Source organism: Microbacterium sp. bgisy207, assembly GCF_965345035.1.
GTDB lineage: Bacteria > Actinomycetota > Actinomycetes > Actinomycetales > Microbacteriaceae > Microbacterium.
Map to the genome: position 1 here is coordinate 36,530 of NZ_CBDRMG010000004.1, position 17,938 is coordinate 54,467.

The 17,938-nt window shown below is 68.2% G+C and carries 16 protein-coding genes; 9 read left to right on the top strand and 7 right to left on the bottom strand.

The window, feature by feature from the left end; genetic code table 11:
* The first annotated feature begins 21 nt into the window (after positions 1 to 21).
* Positions 22 to 534: a nitroreductase/quinone reductase family protein gene (locus tag ACSGC5_RS04655; RefSeq protein ID WP_434969454.1), complete on the top strand. Its 513-nt coding sequence runs from the start codon at positions 22 to 24 to the stop codon at positions 532 to 534.
* 17 nt (positions 535 to 551) lie between these two features.
* On the opposite strand, the gene ACSGC5_RS04660 is transcribed toward ACSGC5_RS04655, so the two are convergent.
* Positions 552 to 2,345 (bottom strand): glycoside hydrolase family 15 protein, encoded by a 1,794-nt coding sequence (locus tag ACSGC5_RS04660; protein ID WP_434969455.1) that lies wholly within the window; start codon positions 2,343 to 2,345, stop codon positions 552 to 554.
* A gap of 122 nt (positions 2,346 to 2,467) precedes the next feature.
* Here ACSGC5_RS04660 and ACSGC5_RS04665 point away from each other — a divergent pair, with 122 nt between their 5' ends.
* Positions 2,468 to 3,841 carry a glucose-6-phosphate dehydrogenase gene (locus ACSGC5_RS04665; RefSeq protein WP_434969456.1) on the top strand — a complete coding sequence of 458 codons (1,374 nt, stop codon included), beginning with the start codon at positions 2,468 to 2,470 and terminating at the stop codon, positions 3,839 to 3,841.
* Positions 3,842 to 3,851: 10 nt separating this feature from the next.
* Here the strand turns inward: ACSGC5_RS04665 and rraA are convergent, their stop codons facing one another.
* On the bottom strand, positions 3,852 to 4,319 hold the full coding sequence (gene rraA / locus ACSGC5_RS04670) for a ribonuclease E activity regulator RraA (RefSeq protein WP_434969457.1): 468 nt from the start codon (positions 4,317 to 4,319) through the stop codon (positions 3,852 to 3,854).
* Positions 4,320 to 4,436: 117 nt separating this feature from the next.
* Between rraA and ACSGC5_RS04675 the strand changes: the two genes are divergently transcribed.
* On the top strand, positions 4,437 to 5,264 hold the full coding sequence (locus ACSGC5_RS04675) for an LLM class F420-dependent oxidoreductase (RefSeq protein WP_434969458.1): 828 nt from the start codon (positions 4,437 to 4,439) through the stop codon (positions 5,262 to 5,264).
* 3 nt (positions 5,265 to 5,267) lie between these two features.
* Here ACSGC5_RS04675 and ACSGC5_RS04680 read toward each other — a convergent pair whose 3' ends face one another.
* Positions 5,268 to 7,481: an ATP-dependent Clp protease ATP-binding subunit gene (locus tag ACSGC5_RS04680; protein WP_434969459.1), complete on the bottom strand. Its 2,214-nt coding sequence runs from the start codon at positions 7,479 to 7,481 to the stop codon at positions 5,268 to 5,270.
* Positions 7,482 to 7,656: 175 nt separating this feature from the next.
* On the opposite strand from ACSGC5_RS04680, the gene ACSGC5_RS04685 reads away from it, so the two are divergent.
* Positions 7,657 to 8,892, top strand: a complete 1,236-nt coding sequence (locus tag ACSGC5_RS04685) for a DUF2254 domain-containing protein (RefSeq protein WP_434969460.1) — start codon at positions 7,657 to 7,659, stop codon at positions 8,890 to 8,892.
* A gap of 42 nt (positions 8,893 to 8,934) precedes the next feature.
* Here the strand turns inward: ACSGC5_RS04685 and ACSGC5_RS04690 are convergent, their stop codons facing one another.
* Positions 8,935 to 9,435: a hypothetical protein gene (locus tag ACSGC5_RS04690; RefSeq protein ID WP_434969461.1), complete on the bottom strand. Its 501-nt coding sequence runs from the start codon at positions 9,433 to 9,435 to the stop codon at positions 8,935 to 8,937.
* Positions 9,436 to 9,706: 271 nt separating this feature from the next.
* Here ACSGC5_RS04690 and ACSGC5_RS04695 point away from each other — a divergent pair, with 271 nt between their 5' ends.
* Both ACSGC5_RS04695 and ACSGC5_RS04700 read left to right on the top strand, forming a co-directional pair.
* Complete coding sequence (locus tag ACSGC5_RS04695) at positions 9,707 to 10,825, top strand: ABC transporter permease (RefSeq protein ID WP_434969462.1); 1,119 nt, start codon at positions 9,707 to 9,709, stop codon at positions 10,823 to 10,825.
* Complete coding sequence (locus ACSGC5_RS04700) at positions 10,822 to 12,618, top strand: ATP-binding cassette domain-containing protein (RefSeq protein ID WP_434969463.1); 1,797 nt, start codon at positions 10,822 to 10,824, stop codon at positions 12,616 to 12,618. Before ACSGC5_RS04695 ends, ACSGC5_RS04700 begins: the two co-directional genes overlap by 4 nt.
* A gap of 9 nt (positions 12,619 to 12,627) precedes the next feature.
* Here ACSGC5_RS04700 and ACSGC5_RS04705 read toward each other — a convergent pair whose 3' ends face one another.
* The 3 genes from ACSGC5_RS04705 to ACSGC5_RS04715 all read right to left on the bottom strand — a co-directional run bounded on the left by ACSGC5_RS04705 (position 12,628) and on the right by ACSGC5_RS04715 (position 16,269).
* A complete protein-coding gene (locus tag ACSGC5_RS04705; protein ID WP_434969464.1) occupies positions 12,628 to 13,605 on the bottom strand; it encodes a GlxA family transcriptional regulator in 978 nt (325 codons plus the stop codon).
* A 238-nt stretch (positions 13,606 to 13,843) separates the two neighbouring features.
* Positions 13,844 to 15,043 carry a glycosyltransferase gene (locus ACSGC5_RS04710; RefSeq protein ID WP_434969465.1) on the bottom strand — a complete coding sequence of 400 codons (1,200 nt, stop codon included), beginning with the start codon at positions 15,041 to 15,043 and terminating at the stop codon, positions 13,844 to 13,846.
* 2 nt (positions 15,044 to 15,045) lie between these two features.
* Positions 15,046 to 16,269, bottom strand: coding sequence for a glycosyltransferase (locus tag ACSGC5_RS04715; protein WP_434969467.1), 1,224 nt, complete (start codon positions 16,267 to 16,269; stop codon positions 15,046 to 15,048).
* Between the two features lie 151 nt (positions 16,270 to 16,420).
* Between ACSGC5_RS04715 and ACSGC5_RS04720 the strand changes: the two genes are divergently transcribed.
* Genes ACSGC5_RS04720 through ACSGC5_RS04730 form a run of 3 tightly spaced genes read left to right on the top strand, consistent with a single transcriptional unit; the run spans position 16,421 to position 17,932 of the window.
* The gene (locus ACSGC5_RS04720; RefSeq protein ID WP_434969469.1) at positions 16,421 to 17,095 is read left to right on the top strand and encodes a GAP family protein; all 675 of its coding nucleotides are present in this window, start codon (positions 16,421 to 16,423) and stop codon (positions 17,093 to 17,095) included.
* 43 nt (positions 17,096 to 17,138) lie between these two features.
* Positions 17,139 to 17,567, top strand: a complete 429-nt coding sequence (locus tag ACSGC5_RS04725; protein WP_434969470.1) for a DUF6325 family protein — start codon at positions 17,139 to 17,141, stop codon at positions 17,565 to 17,567.
* Between the two features lie 17 nt (positions 17,568 to 17,584).
* Entirely contained in the window at positions 17,585 to 17,932 is a 348-nt protein-coding gene (locus ACSGC5_RS04730) for an SHOCT domain-containing protein (RefSeq protein ID WP_434969471.1), read from the top strand.
* Positions 17,933 to 17,938 lie beyond the last annotated feature (6 nt).

Consider the following 17,938-nt stretch of genomic DNA (forward strand, 5'->3'; position numbering starts at 1 on the left):
GATCCGACGGATGGAGTCCTCATGACACGCGCCACCGGAATCGTCCTCATCGTGCTCGGCGCGTTCGCCGTGCTCCTGGCAGCGGCAGGAGGCACCTTCATCGTCTTGATGCGCCGACGCGATAGGCGCTTCATCCGCCGCCTCACGCGACTGCAGCGCGATGTCGTGAACCCGAGCGTGCTCAAGACAGCGGGCACGAGCGGGCAGCGCACAGCCGTGATCGAGACCGTCGGTCGGCGCTCGGGCACACGGTACGAGACGCCGATCTCGCCGGTCGAGGATGGCGACGGCTGGTGCGTCGCGCTGGTGTATGGCCCCGAGACGTCCTGGGCCAAGAACGCCGTCGCCGCCGGGGAAGCTGTCCTTCGCATCGACGGCCACCGCCACCGCGTGGACCGGCTCGAGATCGTTCCGATCGGTCAGACGACGCTGGGGACCGAGCAGCCGGGCCTCATGTCGCTGTTTCGGGTCGAGCAGGCGATGCGGATGCGGGATGCCGGCGTCATCGACGCGGAGCGGGCCACGGCAGACTGAGGCCGCGGCGCCGCCCGCTACTGCCGGTCGGCGGCGCGGCCGTGGTGACCCGCGAGGGCGTCCGCCGCTCGGACCAGCGCGAGGTGTGACAGCGCCTGCGGCGTGTTGCCCGCCTGCCGCCCACCCTGCACGTCGTACTCCTCTGAGAGCAACCCGACATCGTTCGCGAAGCCGCACAGGCGCGTCATGAGGGCCATCGCGTCATCGACGCGGCCGCTGTTGGCGTACTGCTCGACGAGCCAGAACGAGCAGGCCAGGAACGGATGCTCCGTGCCGGCCAGTCCGTCGACGCCGCTCGAGGTGCGGTACCGGTGCAGCAGGCCGTCGACCATGAGCGTGCGCTCCATCTCGGCGACAGTCCCCAGCATGCGCGGATCATCGTGGGCGACGTAGCCCACCTGCGCGAGAAGCAGCAGCGACGCATCCACCTCGGTCGAGCCGTAGTGCTGCACGAAGTGGCCGCGCTGAGCGTCGTACCCGTGGGCATCGATCTCCTCCCGCATCCGGTCGCGCAGCGCCGCCCACTTCTCCGCGTCGCCGGGCAGGCCGAAGTCGCGCACCGCGCGGACCCCGCGGTCGAAGGCGGCCCAGATCATGACGCGCGAGTGAGTGAACTTCTGCGGCTCCCCGCGGATCTCCCAGATCCCGTTGTCGGGTTTGTCGAGGTGGCGTTCGGCGAACGCGAGCATCGCCTTCTGCAGCGCCCACGAGAAGTCGGTCTCCTCCACCCCCGCGACCCGGGCAGCCTCCAGCGCGACCATCACCTCGCCGATGACATCGCCCTGGTACTGGTGCGACGCGCCGTTGCCGATCCGGACCGGTGCTGCACCCTGGTATCCCGGCAGCGAGGTCAGTTCGCGCTCGGCGAGGTCGCGTTCGCCGGCCAGCCCGTACATGATCTGCAGGTCCTTGGGGTCCCCGGCGATGGCCCGCAGCAGCCACTGCCGCCACCGGGCCGTCACCCGAAGGAATCCGTGGGAGATGAGCGCCTCGATCGTCAGCGCCGCATCGCGCAGCCACACGTACCGGTAATCCCAATTGCGCACACCCCCGAAGTCCTCGGGCAGCGAGGTCGTGGCTGCCGCGACGATCCCGCCGGTGTCCTCGTGGGTCAGCGCGCGCAGCACCATGAGCGAGCGCACGACCTCGTCCTCGAACGGTCCGTCGTGGTCGACGCGACCGGCCCAGTCCCGCCACCACGAGCGCGTGTGCTCCAGCATCCGATCGACGTCCGCCGGTTCGGGCGTCTCGAGGTGCGAGGGGAACCAGTTCAGAGTGAGGTCGGCGCCGCCGCCCTCCTCGACCGTGAGCGTGCCGCGGTGCGCGTGATCGGCGGCGTTCATCTCCACGCCGCGCACGAGCACGGCATCGGGACCGGCGATCGCCAGCAGCGCGGGGGTCACGTGACTGCCCACCTGCCGGACCCACGGCAGCGCGCGGGCGTAGTCGAACCGCATCCGCAGCTCGCTGGTGAACTCCACGCGACCCGAGATCCCCTCGATGCGGCGGACCAGCTCGACCCGGCCGCCGTCGATCGGCATGAACTCCCGCACCTCTGCGACACCGGTCGAGGTCTCCCAGCGGTTCACGAGCACGAAGGTGTCGTCCTCGTAGAACCTGGTCACCGTTGCGTCGGGGTCGGAGGCCCGCACCGTCCAGTGGCCGTGCTTCTGTTCGCCGAGCAGAGCGCCGAAGATCGACGGCGAGTCGTACCTCGGCAGGCACAGCCAGTCGATGCTCCCCTCCCGGGAGACGAGTGCCGCCGTGCGGCAGTTGCTCAGTATCGCGTAGTCCTCGATCGGGGCAGCCATGCCCCTGATTCTGTCAGGCAGGGATGCTGCTGCCGCCGTGGCAGCGAACATTCGGGCTCTCTCGGAGCGAGGATTCACCAGATCCTGGTCCGCGATTCATCCGGCGTCGATAGGGTGGCGGCATGGCCGACCAGACGACGACCCTCCTGATCCTCGGCGCCTCGGGCGATCTGACCTCTCGCCTCTTGCTCCCCGCGCTCGGGCAGCTCCTGACCCGCCAGCCACACCGCAGGGTGCGCCTTCGCGGTGCCGGCATGGATGACTGGACCGACGCGCACTGGCAGCAAGTCGTGCGCGAGGCGTTCGCGTCCAGCGACTCCGACGAGGCTTTCGCGAAGGTCGCCGAGACGACCTACACGAAAGCCGACATCACGGCGCCCGAAGACCTCACCTCGTTGCTCCGCGAAACGGAAGGACGCATCGCGCTCTACTTCGCGGTGCCACCGGCGATCGCCGCCAAGGCGTGCGAGTCGCTGTCGGCCGTGGAGCTTCCGCCGGGCCTCATCCTCGCGCTCGAGAAGCCGTTCGGCAGCGACGCGGCCAGCGCGCATGTCCTCAATGAGAAGCTCGCCGCCCTCGTGCCGGAGAGCCAGGTGTTCCGCGTCGACCACTTCCTCGGACGCTCGATGTCGCTCAACATCATCGGTGCGCGGTTCGCGAACCGCATCCTCGAGCCGGTGTGGTCGGCCGAGCACATCGAGTCGATCGACATCACCTACGACGAGAAGCTGGGACTGGAGGGCCGGGCAGGCTACTACGACAGGGCCGGCGCGCTGCGGGACATGATCCAAAGTCACCTCCTGCAGCTCATGGCGCTCGTGACGATGGAGCCTCCTGCGACACTGGGCGAGCAGGATCTGCGCGGCGCGACCACCTCTGCGCTTCTTGCCACCCGGATCTGGGGCGACGATCCCGTCGCGTCGTCCCGGCGGGGCCGGTACACCGCGGGGACGATCGATGGCCGCGAGCTTCCGAATTACGTGGACGAGCCGGGGGTCGTGCCCGACCGCAACACCGAGACGCTCGCCGAGGTCGTGCTCGAAGTCCGCAACGCCCGGTGGGCCGGGGTTCCCATCACGATGCGTTCAGGCAAGGCCATCGGTGATCCGGTGAAGGAGATCCTCATCCGGTTCCGCCCTGTCAGGCACCTGCCCGACGGATTCACCGGTGCCACGAGGGGCTCTCGGCTGCGCTTCACGCTGGGGCCGGACCGGATGTCGATCGGACTCAACGTCAATGGCGCCGACGACCCGTTCGCGCTCACGTGGGCCAAGCTCAGTGCGGACCTCGGGGAGGGCGCGCTGCTGGCGTACGCCGAAGTGCTCTCCGAGATCCTCGACGGCGATCCGACGCTGTCGGTGCGGGGAGATGCGGCGGAGCAGTGCTGGCGCATCGTGCAGCCGGTGCTCGATGCCTGGGCCGCAGGCGAGGTCCCGCTGCAGGACTATGCTGCAGGGTCGCACGGGCCGGAGGGCTGGCCCGACCACGACTACTGAGTCGCGGTCCTCACCGTTCCACGAGGATGCCGTCGACGTCGGCGTACACGTGCTTACCGGGGGTGAACACGACACCGCCGATCTCGACGGGAACGTCGACCGCGCCGGCACCGTCCTTCGCGCTCTTGCGCGGGTTGGATCCGAGAGCCTTGAGCCCGATCGGCAGCGTCCCGATCGCGGCGCGGTCCCGGATCGCCCCGTACACGATGATCCCGGCCCACCCGTTGTCGACCGCGGATGCGGCGATGAGATCACCGACCAGCGCCGACTCCAGCGATCCCCCACCGTCGATCACGAGGACGGCACCGTCACCCGGAGTCGCCAGGGTAGCCTTCACGAGCGCGTTGTCGCGGTGGCACTGCACCGTGCGGATCGGACCGTCGAAGGCGTCGGTGCCGCCGATGTCCTGGAATTGGATGCCGAGCGAGTCCAACTGGTCCCCGCGTTCGTCATAGAGATCCGCCGTGGCGATGGTCATGCCTTGACGCTACTCGCGCCGCCCGAGCCGCGACGCGACGCCTCGTGTGAACATCCCGCGGAGTTCCGGGATGAGCAAGTCTGAGCCCCCGCGCCGGGCACGGACGATACTCGAGGGATGACGACTCATCCCGCAGACCATCGGCCCGTCCGCGTCGGTGTGCAGCTGGCGCCCCAGCACGCCCCCTACACCCGGATACGTGATGCCATCCTTCGCGCCGAGGACATGGGGGTCGACGCGATCTTCAATTGGGACCACTTCTTCCCTCTTACGGAACCGCTGGAAGCCGAACACTTCGAGGCCTGGACGATGCTCGCCTCGATCGCCGAACTCACTGAGCGCGTCGAGTTCGGCCCCCTCGTCAACTGCAGCTCGTATCGAAATCCCGACCTGCAGGCCGACATGGCCCGCACCATCGACCACATCAGCGCGAAGGGCGGAACCGGCAGGTTCATCTTCGGCACCGGGTCGGGGTGGGCCGAGAAGGACTACGTCGAATACGGATACGAGTTCGGCACGGTCGGGTCACGCCTTGACGATCTCCGACACGACCTCTCCCGCATCCGTCGCCGATGGGACCTGCTGGACCCCGCGCCCACGCGGGAGATTCCCGTCCTCATCGGCGGCCAGGGAGAACGCAAGACCCTGCGCCTGGTCGCCGAGCACGCCGCCATCTGGCACACCTTCACGCCGATCGAGAAGATCCCTCACAAGATCGAGGTGCTTCATGCCTGGTGCGCGCGGGTGGGCCGCGATCCCGCGGAGATCGAGATCGCGACCGGGTTCACGCCGCGCGGATTCGGCCCGCTCCTCGAAGAGGACAGCCTCGAACGCCTGCACCCGCTGGGGGTGCGGTTCATCATCCCGTCGATCGACGGGCCCGACTATGACCTGTCATCGCTGGGTCCACTGCTGGAGTGGCGAGACCGCATGAACGGGGCCTAGGCGTCAGTCGTCCATGAGCTCGGCCTCGATCACGTCGTCGTCCTCGCCCGGACGCGGCGCGGGAGCCGCCGCCGGTCCCTGACTGGTCAGGACGAGGGCGTCGCCATCGACGGCGACGTCAACGCGAACGATGTCGCCATCGCGCACCTTGCCGGACAGGAGTGCCATCGCGAGGCGGTCCTGGATCTCGGATTGGATGAGACGTCGCAGCGGGCGGGCACCGAACACGGGGTCGTAACCGCGCTCCGCGAGCCACCCCCGGGCATCCGGAGTGACCGCAAGCGTGAGACGCCGCTCGTGCAGTCGGCGCTGCAGATGATCGACCGTGAGCTCAACGATCTGGGCGAGATCGTCCTGCGTGAGCGCCTGGAAGATCACGATGTCATCGAGCCGATTCACGAACTCGGGCTTGAAGGCCTGGCGAACCAGCGCCAGCACCTGCGCGCGCTTCTGGTCGAGCGGGATCGTGGGATCGATGAGAATCGGCGACCCCAGATTGGACGTCAGGATCAGGATCACGTTCGTGAAGTCGACAGTCCGGCCCTGACCGTCGGTGAGCCGACCGTCGTCCATCACCTGGAGCAGGATGTCGAAGACCTCCGGGTGCGCCTTTTCGACCTCGTCGAGCAGGACGACACTGTACGGACGGCGCCGGACCGCCTCGGTGAGCTGCCCTCCCTGTTCGTAGCCGATGTATCCGGGAGGGGCACCGACCAGACGCGCGACCGAGTGCTTCTCGCCGTACTCCGACATGTCGATACGCACCATGGCGTGTTCGTCGTCGAAGAGGAACGCGGCGAGCGCCTTCGCGAGTTCCGTCTTGCCCACGCCTGTGGGTCCGAGGAACAGGAACGAGCCGGTCGGGCGGTTCGGGTCGCTGATACCGGCGCGGGATCGGCGCACGGCATCCGCGACGGCCTTCACCGCCTCCTTCTGCCCGATGAGGCGCTTTCCGAGCTCTGCCTCGAGGTGAACGAGCTTCTCGCTCTCCCCCTGCAGCAAACGGCCGACCGGGATGCCGGTCCAGCCGGCGATGACGGCGGCGATGTCCTCCTCGGTGACCTGCTCGTTCACCATCCGCTCGTCGCTGGGCTCCATGCTCTCGGCCTCGATGATCCCGCGCTCGAGTGCGGGGATCTCGGCGTACAACAGTCGCGAGGCCCGCTCGAGGTCACCCTCGCGCTGCGCGCGCTCCGCCTCGATGCGCGCCGCATCCAGCCGCGTCTTGAGTTCACCGACCCGGTTGAGGATCGACCGTTCCGTCTCCCACTTGGCCTGCAACTCAGAGAGCTTCTCCTGCTCCTGCGCCAAGTCCGCGCGCAGCTTCTCGAGGCGCTCCTGCGAGGCTGCGTCCTTCTCCTTCTTCAGCGCGAGCTCCTCGAGCTTCAGGCGGTCGACGTGTCGGCGCAGTTCGTCGATCTCCAGGGGCGCCGAGTCGATCTCCATCCGGAGTCGGGACGCCGCTTCGTCGATGAGGTCGATGGCTTTGTCGGGCAGCTGCCTGCTCGGGATGTAGCGGTGCGAGAGAGCGGCTGCGGCGATCAGCGCGCTGTCCGAGATCGCGACCTTGTGGTGGGCTTCGTAGCGTTCCTTGAGTCCGCGCAGGATCGCGACCGTGTCCTCGACGTTGGGCTCGCCCACGTACACCTGTTGGAAGCGGCGCTCGAGGGCGGCATCCTTCTCGATGAACTCGCGGTACTCGTTGAGAGTCGTCGCACCGATCATGTGCAGCTCGCCGCGCGCGAGCATCGGCTTGAGCATGTTGGATGCGGCGACCGAACCTTCGCCGCCGCCGGCACCCATCAGCACGTGCAGCTCGTCGATGAACGTGATGATCTGACCCTCGGAGTCGGTGATCTCTTTGAGAACCTTCTTGAGGCGATCCTCGAACTGACCCCGGTACATCGCGCCTGCCACGAGGGCCGAGATGTCCAGCGCGATGAGCTCCTTGCCGCGCAGGCTCTCGGCGACGTCACCGGCGACGATGCGCTGCGCGAGCCCCTCGACGACGGCCGTCTTGCCGACGCCGGGCTCGCCGATGAGCACGGGGTTGTTCTTGGTGCGACGCGTCAGTACCTGACTGATGCGTCGGATCTCGGCGTCCCGCCCGATGACGGGGTCGAGCTTGCCCTGGCGGGCACGGTCGGTGAGGTTGATGCCGAACTGCTCGAGCGCGGTCTGCTGCTCTTCCTGTTCGGCCATCGGCGTGGTCTGCATGATGCCTCCTGTGCGGCGATATCCATGTCGTGCGTGGCGGCGGTCATCCCACCGAAACTCATGTCGACTCAAACTTGAGCCTGTGTGACTCAAGTTTATCACCGCGCACGAGGTTCCGGAAGTGCTCCATAGGTGCAGAGGACGGGATAACGTGGGGACCCATGCGGAGCCCCCGATGACGCACGTACGCGTATTCCTCGCACAGATGACACGTGCGGTGTGGTTCCGAGCCTCGCTGTTCAGCGTCGCCGCGGTCCTCCTGGCTCTGGCGGCGGGGTTCCTCGAGCCGGTCCTGCCGGGTCTCGCCGTGGATCTGGGCCAGGGCTCGGTGGGCGACATCCTGCAAATCCTCGCGAGTTCGATGCTCGCGGTGACGACGTTCTCTCTGACCGCGATGGTCACCGCCTACAGCTCGGCATCGCGCGTGGCGACACCACGCGCCACGCAGCTGCTCGTCGCCGATCCCACATCGCAGAATGTCCTGTCGACCTTCATCGGGGCCTTCGTCTTCTCCATGGTGGGGATCATCGCGCTCTCGACCGAGTACTACGGTGAACAGGGACGCACGATCCTGTTCGCCGGCACGCTCGTGGTCATCGTGATCGTCGTCGTCGTCCTGCTGCGGTGGATCTCCCATCTCGGCTCTTTCGGACGGATGGCCGATGTCATCGACCGGGTCGAATCCGCGGCTCAACGCACGACGGCGCAGTATGCGCATCGCCCGAGCCTCGGCGCACGCACGCAGGACCCCCGAGCGGTGAGGGGTGCGTCGGTCCGCCCTGGTCGCGCCGGCTACGTGACCCACATCGACCTCGGCCGCCTGGAAGCGCTGGCCAAGGCCCGCGAGCTGACGATCCACGTGCGCGCCCTCCCGGGAACGATGGTCGACACGGCCACTCCCCTCGCGCTCGTGGCCGGCACGCTCGATGAGAACGTGCGCTCCAAGGTCGCCAGCGCATTTCACATCGAAGCCCACCGCAGCTACGACCAGGACCCGCGGCTCGGGGTGATCGCGCTCTCCGAGATCGCCAGCCGCGCGCTTTCCCCCGCCACCAATGACCCGGGCACCGCGATCGACGTGCTCGGCGCTCTCGGCCGAGTTTTCGAGAACATGCTGCGGACGGACGCGGACGAGCACACGCCCTATCCTCATGTCACCGTCGAGCCCGTGAGTCTTCGCGACCTCGTCGAGGATGCATTCCGCCCCATCGCGCGTGACGGCGCCGGGGTGATCGAGGTCGGCATCCGGCTGCAGAAGACACTCGCCTCGCTCGCCGATATCGCGGGCCCGCCCCGAGGACGAGCGTTCACGGATGCCGCGGTTGACGCACGTTCCCGAGCGCAGCGCTTGCTGTCGCGAGCGGACGCGGTGTCGCTACGCCGGGCCGCAGCCTCCGCACCCCGGCGCTGAGTCGCACCCTCCGGCGGCGGCTCGCGCCGCGCCGAGCGCCGTTCAGTCGCCGAGGCTCGGGTACAGCGCGCGCAGATGATCGAGAACGTCCGTGGTGATCTCGGTCTGCGACCCGGTCGTTCCCGAGCCGGTCACGGTCACCCAGAGGGGGGAAGCGAACGCGTACACGGTGGTGACGGTGCCGAGGGCGTCGTCACGCTCCCAGGTGTAGGCGGGAGACGTCCCGATCAGCGAGCCGGTGAAGGTGCTCGAACCGAGGGCCGTCGTGAGTGTGTCCCGCGATGCCTGGGGAAGGGCGGCGACGACGACCGTGAAGGCGCCATCACTCTGCGGGATCCCCCAGATGCAGCCGATCCGCTGGGTGGCCTCCGTCAGCGCGGTCTCCGCGACGGGCCCCGCCATGATCCCGGTGAACTCTCCGGGTCCGAGTTCCGCGATGAACTGAGCGTCCGCACCGAAGTTGGACTGGGCTATCGCGAGGTCCAGCAGGTCGGTGCACGCAAGCGCCTCGAGATCGATTTCCGCTGCGGGCGGCTCGGTCATCGGCGGCCCATCCGAGGTCGCGTCGGGCGATGGCGAGGACGTGGCGGATGCTGATGCGGACGGCGTCGGATCCGACTCACCCGCCGGTGTGCACCCGAGGAGAGCAGCACTCAACACGGCGACCGGCGCCCACAGCAGAAATCGCGACGCAGCCATGTGCCCCCCACCGCTCGACATGGCCAGAGTGTATCGGAGGGGGATTCTCGGCAGAGGTCTCGTTGCGCGATCGTTGCCTCTTGCGCAAATTCAACGTGCGTTGAATTATGTACTCATGCGCGCTGTGATGCTCAAGGAGTTCCAGGAACTGGGACGCGACCGACGTACGCTGGCCCTTCTCATCGGGATGCCCCTCCTGCTGCTGGTCATCTTCGGATACGCGGCGAACTTCACCGTCGAGACGTTGCGCGTCACGATCGTCGGGGCGGATGCTGATCAGATTCAGACCCTCATCGAGGAGAACGACGACCTCAGCGATCACCTCGAGGTCGTCTCGACAGACACCGCGGAGGACGAGGCAGACGCACAGGCCGCACTCGTTGACCGCGACGCAGACGTCGCCATCTACGCGGACGGCGGCGATACGGTCACGGTCTTCATCGACGGCTCGAATCTGTTCGCCGCACAGTCCGCTCAGCTGCTGTTCGCACAGGTCGCCCAGCAGCTCAGCGCGCAGGCGCCCGTCGAGACCGGGCAGGGTCAGCAGGCATCCGCGCCGACGATTGAGACGGAGGTCTTGTTCAACCCCGACCTGAAGACCTCGTGGGTGATGGTGCCGGCCATCATCGGCCTCATCCTGACCTTCATCGGAACCATCATCACGAGCATCGGACTGGTCCGGGAACGGGAGGCGGGCACCCTGGATCAACTCGCTGTCATGCCTCTGAAAGCCAGCGGGGTCGTGTTGGGCAAGATCACGCCGTACTTCCTGCTCGCGAGCTTCGACATGGCAGTGATCACCGCGCTCGGGATGTGGCTCTTCGGGGTCCCCTTCGTCGGCAACCCTGTGATCTTCATCGTCGGGGCGGGGCTCTTCCTGTTCGTCGTGCTGGGGCTGGGAGTGCTCATCTCCTCGGTCTCGCAGACCTCCGGCCAGGCGATCCAGCTGGCGATGATGACGCTGCTCCCCCAGATTCTGCTGTCGGGCATGATCTTTCCGCTCGACGCGATGGCAGCCGGTGTGCGGTGGATCGGCTACCTGCTTCCCCTCACCTACTTCACGATCATCTCGCAGGGAGTGATGCTGCGCGGCGCCGGCTGGGAAGCGCTCTGGGTACCGCTCCTGATCCTGGCCGTGATGGCGGTGGCCATCTTCGGACTTGCCGTCATGCGCCTGCACGCGAGCATCGCACCCGCCAGACCCCGGCGCCGCGACCGGGCGGGTGCGCGATGAGCGCAGCGTCGGGCTCCCCCGCCGGCCCCCCGACACGACTGTCGCCCCGCGAGGGTTCATTGGGGCTGGATGCCGTGACTGTGCGCTTCGGCGAGCTCGCGGCGCTCGATGGCGTCACTCTCGAGGTGCCACGAGGTGAGGTGACAGCGGTCGTCGGCGGCGACGGCGCCGGGAAGTCGACGCTGCTGCGGGTACTGGCGCACCGTGTCGTGCCGCTGAGCGGGACGGTCCGATCGGTTCCGGATCGCGACCTCGGCTATCAACCGTCGACATCCGGGGTTCGCGCGGGCCTCACGGTGGACGAGAACATCGCGTTCGTCGGGCGCTCCTACGGACTGAGCCGCGCCCAGATTCGGGAACGGTCGGAGGAGCTGCTGCACCGAGCTGGGCTGGAACAGGCCCGACACCGTCTCGGCGGAAACCTGTCGGGAGGGATGCGGCAGAAGCTGGGATTCCTCCTGGCGATCCTGCACCGACCCGCGTTGGTGCTCCTCGACGAGCCGAGCACGGGCGTCGATCCGGTCAGTCGGGTCGAGCTGTGGCGCCTGATCTCCGAGACCGCGGCCGACCGCGCTGCGGTGCTCATGGCGACGACCTACCTCGATGAGGCCCAGCGCGCCACGGGCGTCGTCGCGCTCGACGCCGGCCACGTGATCGCCGAGGGGACCCCGGAGCAGATCATCGCGGCGGTACCGGGGTCGGTTCAGCTCGTCGATGATGCCGCGCCACCATCGTCACGCTCCTGGCGCCGTGGTCGGGCTCGACACGAGTGGACGCCCACCCCACCGCCCTCGAGCGGACGCCTCGTAGAGTGCGACCTCGAGGACGCCCTCATCGCCGACACGCTGGCACGCCACGCGGAAAGTGGCGGGGCAGAAGGGTCCGGATCCGAGACGGCCGCCGCTGCCGCCTCCGTGGTCGCAGCGGTCCGGCGGGAGCCAGGTGAGGTGATCGCTCGGGCCGAGAGCGTCACGCGCCGCTTCGGCGGCCACCGCGCCGTCGACGAGGTGTCGATCGAGGTGCGCGCGGGCGAGATCGTGGGCCTCATCGGCGCGAACGGCGCGGGCAAGACGACGCTCATCCGCACGCTGATCGGACTCGACAGGCCCGACGAAGGCCGGGTCGAGTTGTTCGGCGCAGCGCCGTCGGCACGTTCGCGCCCCCGCCTCGGCTACGTCCCGCAGGGCCTCGGCCTGTATCGGTCGCTCAGCGTCGACCAGAACGTCGCTTTCACCTCCCGCGTCTATCGGTCGCCCCGAGCCGACCTCCCGACCTCACTCGCGGCAGTCCGTCGCGACACTGTTTCGCAGATCGGCCTCGGCCGCCAGCGGCAACTCGCGTTCACGCTCGCGCTCAGCCACGATCCCGAGCTTCTGGTGCTCGACGAGCCCACCTCCGGAGTCGACCCGCTGGCGCGCGCCCGATTGTGGGACATCATCCACGACCAGGCGGCGTCGGGCCGAGGCATCCTCGTGACCACGCACTACCTGCAGGAGGCCGAGCAGTGCACCCGGCTGGTCCTGCTCTCACGGGGACGGCTGCTCGGCAGCGGCTCCGTCGAGGACCTGACGGCGCAGACTCCCGCTGTCGTGGTGCGGTGCGAAAACTGGCAGCGGGCCTTCGCCGCTCTCGGTGACGCCGGCTTGCCCGTCATGCTCTCCGGGCGCGACATCCGCGTCGCAGGACACGCCGTCAGCGAGATCCGCGCTGCGCTCGGCGGTCTGGATGCGACGGTCCAGACGGTGCCGCCGACGCTCGAGGAGACGATGATCCTGCTCGATCGCGCCCGGTAGCGCAGGGTGTCACCCGGTCGATGGGAGATCCGCCGCCACCGACCGGAACCGGGCCCGGTAGGCGGTGGGCGTGATCCCGAGAACCCGGGCGAAGTTCTGGCGCAGCACCGCCGCCGAACCGAAACCGCTCTCCCACGCGATGCGGTCCAGACCCAGGTCAGTCCGCTCCAGAAGCCGCTGAGCGTGGATGATCCGCTGCCGGGCCAGCCAGGCGGCCGGGGTTGCACCGAGGTCTGCCTTGAACCGGCGCGCGAAGGTGCGCGGCGACATGTGTGCCCGCGCAGCGAGTTGCTCCACGGAGAGGTCGGCACGCAGGTTCTCGAGCATCCAGTCGGTGACGGGCGCAAGCGAGTGGGACGCCGCGACCGGGAGCGGCTTGTCGATGAACTGGGCCTGCCCACCGTCGCGTTGCGGAGGGACGACCATCCTTCGGGCGATGCGATTGGTCGCCTCGGCGCCGAGCTCTTGGCGCAGCAGATGCAGGCACGCATCGAGCCCCGCGGCGGTTCCGGCGCTCGTGATGATCCGGCCGTCCTGCACGTAGAGGACGTCGGGGTCGACGGCGATCTGCGGGTACATCCGCGCCATGGCGTCGGCGTACATCCAGTGGGTCGTCGCTCGCCGCCCGTCCAGCACGCCCGCGGCTGCCAGCACGAACGAGCCGCTGCACACGCTGAGAAGCCATGCGCCGCGCGCTGCAGCCCGCCGGATCACCCCCGACACACGCTCGTCCGGCTCGTCCCACTTGGCTCGCGGGACCGGTGTCACGACGACGAGGTCGGCCGACTCGGCAAACGTGAGGTCCTCGTCGACAGTGATCGAGAATCCCAGGTTGCTCGGCACGAGGCCGGGCTCGGCCGCCACGATGCGGAAGTCGAACCCCCGGATGCCGTCGTTGGAACGATCGAGCCCGAAGGCCTCGCAGGCCAGCCCGAACTCGAAGGGCGCGAAGCCCGGTTGCACGATGGTGGCGACGGTACGGATCACTGATCCCCGATTCTCGACGACCCCGCCGTCGATGGCATGAATCCTACGAATGAGGCGCATTCCGCCACTGGTGGCGCGAATAACACGATCATAGCGTTTCTGACATGCTGATTCTGCTTCTCCTGTCGGGACTCGCACTCTGGGGCCTGCTCGCCACCATCCGCGCCGTGCACACAGACGGCGCCCGTCGCCAGCCCACCGACCCCCGGCGCCTCCCGTGACCGCGCTGCAGACGCCGTCAGGTCGCGTCGTGTCGCGCGCGCGCCGCCTCGTACACCTCGAGCATCGCCGCGGTCCGCGACGACTGCCGGAACCGCTCGGCGATAGACGGGTCGGGCACCGGAGCCGTTCCCGCGCGGACGTCGGCGACGGCGGCACGCAGGACGGCAGCGAGCGCGGAGGTCGAGGCATCCGGAACCGGCCACGCACCCGATCCGAGCTCGGCGACCAGATCCGGGTCGCAGACGATCGACGGCGTCCCGAGCGTGGCAGCCTCGAAGATCGTCATTCCCTGCGTCTCGAAACCGATCGAGGTCTGCACCAGCGCATCCGCGGAGCGGACGCGACGCAGTGTCTCGCGGTAGGGCAGTGAGCCGAGGAAGAACACTGACGCGCGAGCGCGTTCTGCCACCCGCTGCGCGGCCGCACGCTGTGCACCGTTGCCGATCACCTCGATGTCGGCCTCGATGCCCGACGCCACGACCGCCTCGAGGAAGGGGATGAGCCGCTTCTCTGGACTCATCCGGCCGACCCACACCAGACGGGGAAGCCGGGAGTCCGGTCGCGCACGCGGCGCGGCGAGCGCAGCCGCCAGCTCGTCGTCATCGATACCGTTCCAGACGACCTCGACGTGCGGGGCGACGCGGTTGGTCTCGAGCCGCCGCGCGAAATGGGCGGACGGTGCAGTGACGGCATCCGCCAATGAGGCGAGCATCCGCAGGTACGACCAGCCGTCCGACCGCGATCCCGCCGGCTCCGATAGGACGCGACGTCCCCAGCGGTTCAGCACCCGCAGCACGATGTCCGGAAACGGGGCGACGGCACGGATGCCGACATCGACGCGGTTGTGGAACGTGAACACCACCGGGAGATCGTGACGACGGGCGTATCGAAGGCCCAGGAAGGCCCCCCAGAAATCGCCCTGCACATGGACGATGTCAACCGGCGGACGCCCAGCCAGGACGCGGTCCACGGCGCGGTCGGCTCGCGCGCCGGGCCAGGTCATCGCGTACTCCCGGTCCAGCGTGACCGGGATCGAGGGCAGATCGGCGTACCCCGGGTCGTCGGCATTCCTGTGAGAACGGGGTCCGTGACGTCGCGGCGCGACGATCGTGACGGTGTGGCCGGCTTTCTCGAGGAACCGACGCTGCAGGCGCATCGAGACCTGTGCGCCGCCGAGCGTTTCGGCGTGCTGGTCGCCGAACATCACGACATGCATCGCTACTCCGGGATCGGCTCGCCGCGGTACAGGGCCTCGAAGGTGTCGAGGGTGCGCCCGATATCGTGGATCGCCACCGCCTTGAGCGATGCCTGCTGCATCCGTTGCCGCTCTTCCGGCGCAGCCGTGAGCACGTCGGTAAGGCGCGCTGCGAGCTGATCGACGTCTCCGGGTGTGAACAGGTATCCGTTCTCGCCGTCCTGCACCAGGTGGGGCAGGGCCACGGCATTTGCCGCAACGATCGGCAGCCCCGACGCCATGGCTTCCATCGTCGCAATCGACTGGAGCTCGGCGATGGAGGCGATCGCGAAGACGCTCGCTCGTGTGTAGAGCTCCCGCAGCTCCTGCTCGGACGCGTGCCCGTGGAACGTGACGCGCTCAGCCAGACCGAGGTCTGCGGCCAGCTGCTCGAGGTTCTTGCGCTGATCGCCGCCGCCCACGATGTCCAGGGTCGCGTCCAGCGCCGGGTCGAGCCTGGTCATCGCCCGAAGCAGCACGTCGATCTGCTTCTCGTTGGTCAGTCGCCCGACGAACAGTACCCGGTTGGCCTGCCGCGGGGTCAGATCGGGCGTGTAGTTGTGCATGTCGATGCCGCAGGAGATGGGAATGACTCCGGTGATCCCGGTCGCTCGCTCGAGGTAGTCGGCGGCGCGACGCGTCGGGGTCGTGATGACGCGGGCCAGCTGGAAGGTGCGATTGGCATCGGCCCACGCCCAGCGAATGATGGTGTTGTTCCATGACTTCGGCATTGCCGAATAGTCGAGGATGTTCTCGGGCATCACGTGATTGGTCGCGATGACGGGGATCCCGCGCTGGCGCGCGATCCGCGTCAGCCCGCGCCCGATCACGATGTGGGATTGGATGTGGACGACATCCGGCTTGACCTGATCCAGCACGATACGGGCGTAGTGCTTGGCCCGCCACGGCCACACGAACCGCAGCCAGTCGTGCGGATACCACCGGTACGAGTGGATGCGATGGACGGTCATCTCCTGACCCTCGATCACCTCGCGGAATACCCCGTGCTGTGCCCACGTCTTGCTCGGTGCCATCACGTGCACCTCATGCCCACGAGCCACCAGCCCGGCGGCCAGGCGTTCGGCGAACCGCGCCGCACCGTTCACGTCCGGGAAGAACGTGTCGGCGCCGATGAGCACGGTGAGGCGGCCGGCGCCACCGGCATGGTCTCCGGTCGGCGAACCGTCGGACGCGTCGAGGGAAGTCACAGAAGGGCTGCCTTTGCTGAGCGGCGTTCGCACCGCGGATGCGGCGTCACAACTGTACCTGAGGCGCGCGAGAGCGCCCCGGAGGCGCTCGGTCGATCAGGAGCGAGGCGTGGGGGATGATGGACGCGGAGCAGCCGACGAGAGGACCGGTATGGGTAACGCGGTAGGCGCGGTGCTTCCCCTCGCGGTCGGCATCGCCCTCAGCCCGGTGCCGATCATCGCGACGATTCTTCTGCTGCTCTCGCCCCGGGCGCGCACCGCGGGGATCGGGTTCGCAGCCGGCTGGGTACTCGGCATCCTGACCACCGTCGTGATCTTCCTCGTCCTCTCGGCTGTCATACCCACACCGGCTGTCGGTGGCATCCGTCCCCTACCGGGCACGATCCATCTCATGCTGGGGATCGCCCTCATGGGGTTGTCGGTGCGGCAGTTTCGGTCTCGCGCACGCGGCGAGGCTCAGGCGGCGACGCTTCCCTCCTGGATGCGGGCGATCGATCGGTTCGGGTTCTGGGACGCGCTCGGCATGGGCGTCCTCCTCGCCGCGGTGAACCCGAAGAATCTCTTGCTCGGCGCGGCCGCGGGGGCAGCCCTCGGCATCTCGGCCGTGGCCGTCGGCGATGCCGTCATCGCCCTCACGGTGTACCTGCTCGTGGCGGCATCGACGATTCTGCTGCCGGTGGTCGGCTTCGTGGTCGCCGCCGACCGACTGGAGCGACCACTGACCCGCCTCCGCATCTGGCTGGAACGCGAGAACGCCGTCATCATGGGGATGGTGCTGCTGGTTCTCGGTGTCGTGGTCCTCGCCAGGGGCATCGCCTACTTCTGACCTCTTCCGCCCCTCTTATCACCCACCCGAAAGGATCACACCCATGGCTGAGTTCCGCTACGGACCGGTCGAGCTCTACCTCGTCGGCTTCGAGGGCGATCGCCCGAGCCCTGACACCATCGACGCTCTCGCGGAGCTCCTGGAAGGCGGTCTGGTCCGCCTTCTCGACTTCGTCATCGTGTCCAAGTCGGAGTCAGGCGATGTCGAAGTCATCGAGATCGAGGATCAGACCGGGGAGTACGGTTTCGGCAGCATCGAGCTCGCCGAGATCGGCATCACCGGTGAAGAAGACATCGCCGAGCTCGTCGAACTCGTCGAGCCCGGCTCGTCGGCCGCGATCGTCGCGCTCGAACTCGTCTACGCCCGCCGCCTCGCTGACCGGCTCGCGTCATCCGGCGGTGTCGTCCTGAGCGCCGAGCGCATCCCCGCCCCCATCGTCAACGCCATCATGGACATGGCCGAAGAGGCCTGAGAAGAAGGAGATCCGACATGATCCGACGAGTCGGCCGTCCCGGCCTCATCGGCCTCGCCGCCCGCACCGCCGTCGTCGCGGGCACCGCCAGCGCGGTGTCAGGAGCGATGTCGAACAACCAGCAGAAGAAGGCTCAGGCGCAGTACGAGCAGGAGCAGTATCAGGCGGCACAACAGCAGGCCGCGATGCAGCAGGCCGCGCAACAGGCTGTTGCTTCGCAGATGGCGGCGGCCCCGGCGCCCGCAACCCCCGCAGCGCCCGCCGTCGACATCGTCGCCGAGATCCAGAAGCTCGCCGCGCTCAAAGATGCGGGCGTTCTCTCCGACGAGGAGTTCGCTGCGGCGAAGGCAAAACTCCTCTCCTGAGCGCCT

Excerpts from the sequence above, each read along its gene's own strand:
- ACSGC5_RS04655 (WP_434969454.1), top strand. The coding sequence starts at position 22 with ATGACACGCGCCACCGGAATCGTCCTCATCGTGCTCGGCGCGTTCGCC.
- ACSGC5_RS04660 (WP_434969455.1), bottom strand. The coding sequence starts at position 2,345 with ATGGCTGCCCCGATCGAGGACTACGCGATACTGAGCAACTGCCGCACG.
- ACSGC5_RS04665 (WP_434969456.1), top strand. The coding sequence starts at position 2,468 with ATGGCCGACCAGACGACGACCCTCCTGATCCTCGGCGCCTCGGGCGAT.
- rraA (WP_434969457.1), bottom strand. The coding sequence starts at position 4,319 with ATGACCATCGCCACGGCGGATCTCTATGACGAACGCGGGGACCAGTTG.
- ACSGC5_RS04675 (WP_434969458.1), top strand. The coding sequence starts at position 4,437 with ATGACGACTCATCCCGCAGACCATCGGCCCGTCCGCGTCGGTGTGCAG.
- ACSGC5_RS04680 (WP_434969459.1), bottom strand. The coding sequence starts at position 7,481 with ATGCAGACCACGCCGATGGCCGAACAGGAAGAGCAGCAGACCGCGCTC.
- ACSGC5_RS04685 (WP_434969460.1), top strand. The coding sequence starts at position 7,657 with ATGACGCACGTACGCGTATTCCTCGCACAGATGACACGTGCGGTGTGG.
- ACSGC5_RS04690 (WP_434969461.1), bottom strand. The coding sequence starts at position 9,435 with ATGACCGAGCCGCCCGCAGCGGAAATCGATCTCGAGGCGCTTGCGTGC.
- ACSGC5_RS04695 (WP_434969462.1), top strand. The coding sequence starts at position 9,707 with ATGCGCGCTGTGATGCTCAAGGAGTTCCAGGAACTGGGACGCGACCGA.
- ACSGC5_RS04700 (WP_434969463.1), top strand. The coding sequence starts at position 10,822 with ATGAGCGCAGCGTCGGGCTCCCCCGCCGGCCCCCCGACACGACTGTCG.
- ACSGC5_RS04710 (WP_434969465.1), bottom strand. The coding sequence starts at position 15,043 with ATGCATGTCGTGATGTTCGGCGACCAGCACGCCGAAACGCTCGGCGGC.
- ACSGC5_RS04720 (WP_434969469.1), top strand. The coding sequence starts at position 16,421 with ATGGGTAACGCGGTAGGCGCGGTGCTTCCCCTCGCGGTCGGCATCGCC.
- ACSGC5_RS04725 (WP_434969470.1), top strand. The coding sequence starts at position 17,139 with ATGGCTGAGTTCCGCTACGGACCGGTCGAGCTCTACCTCGTCGGCTTC.
- ACSGC5_RS04730 (WP_434969471.1), top strand. The coding sequence starts at position 17,585 with ATGATCCGACGAGTCGGCCGTCCCGGCCTCATCGGCCTCGCCGCCCGC.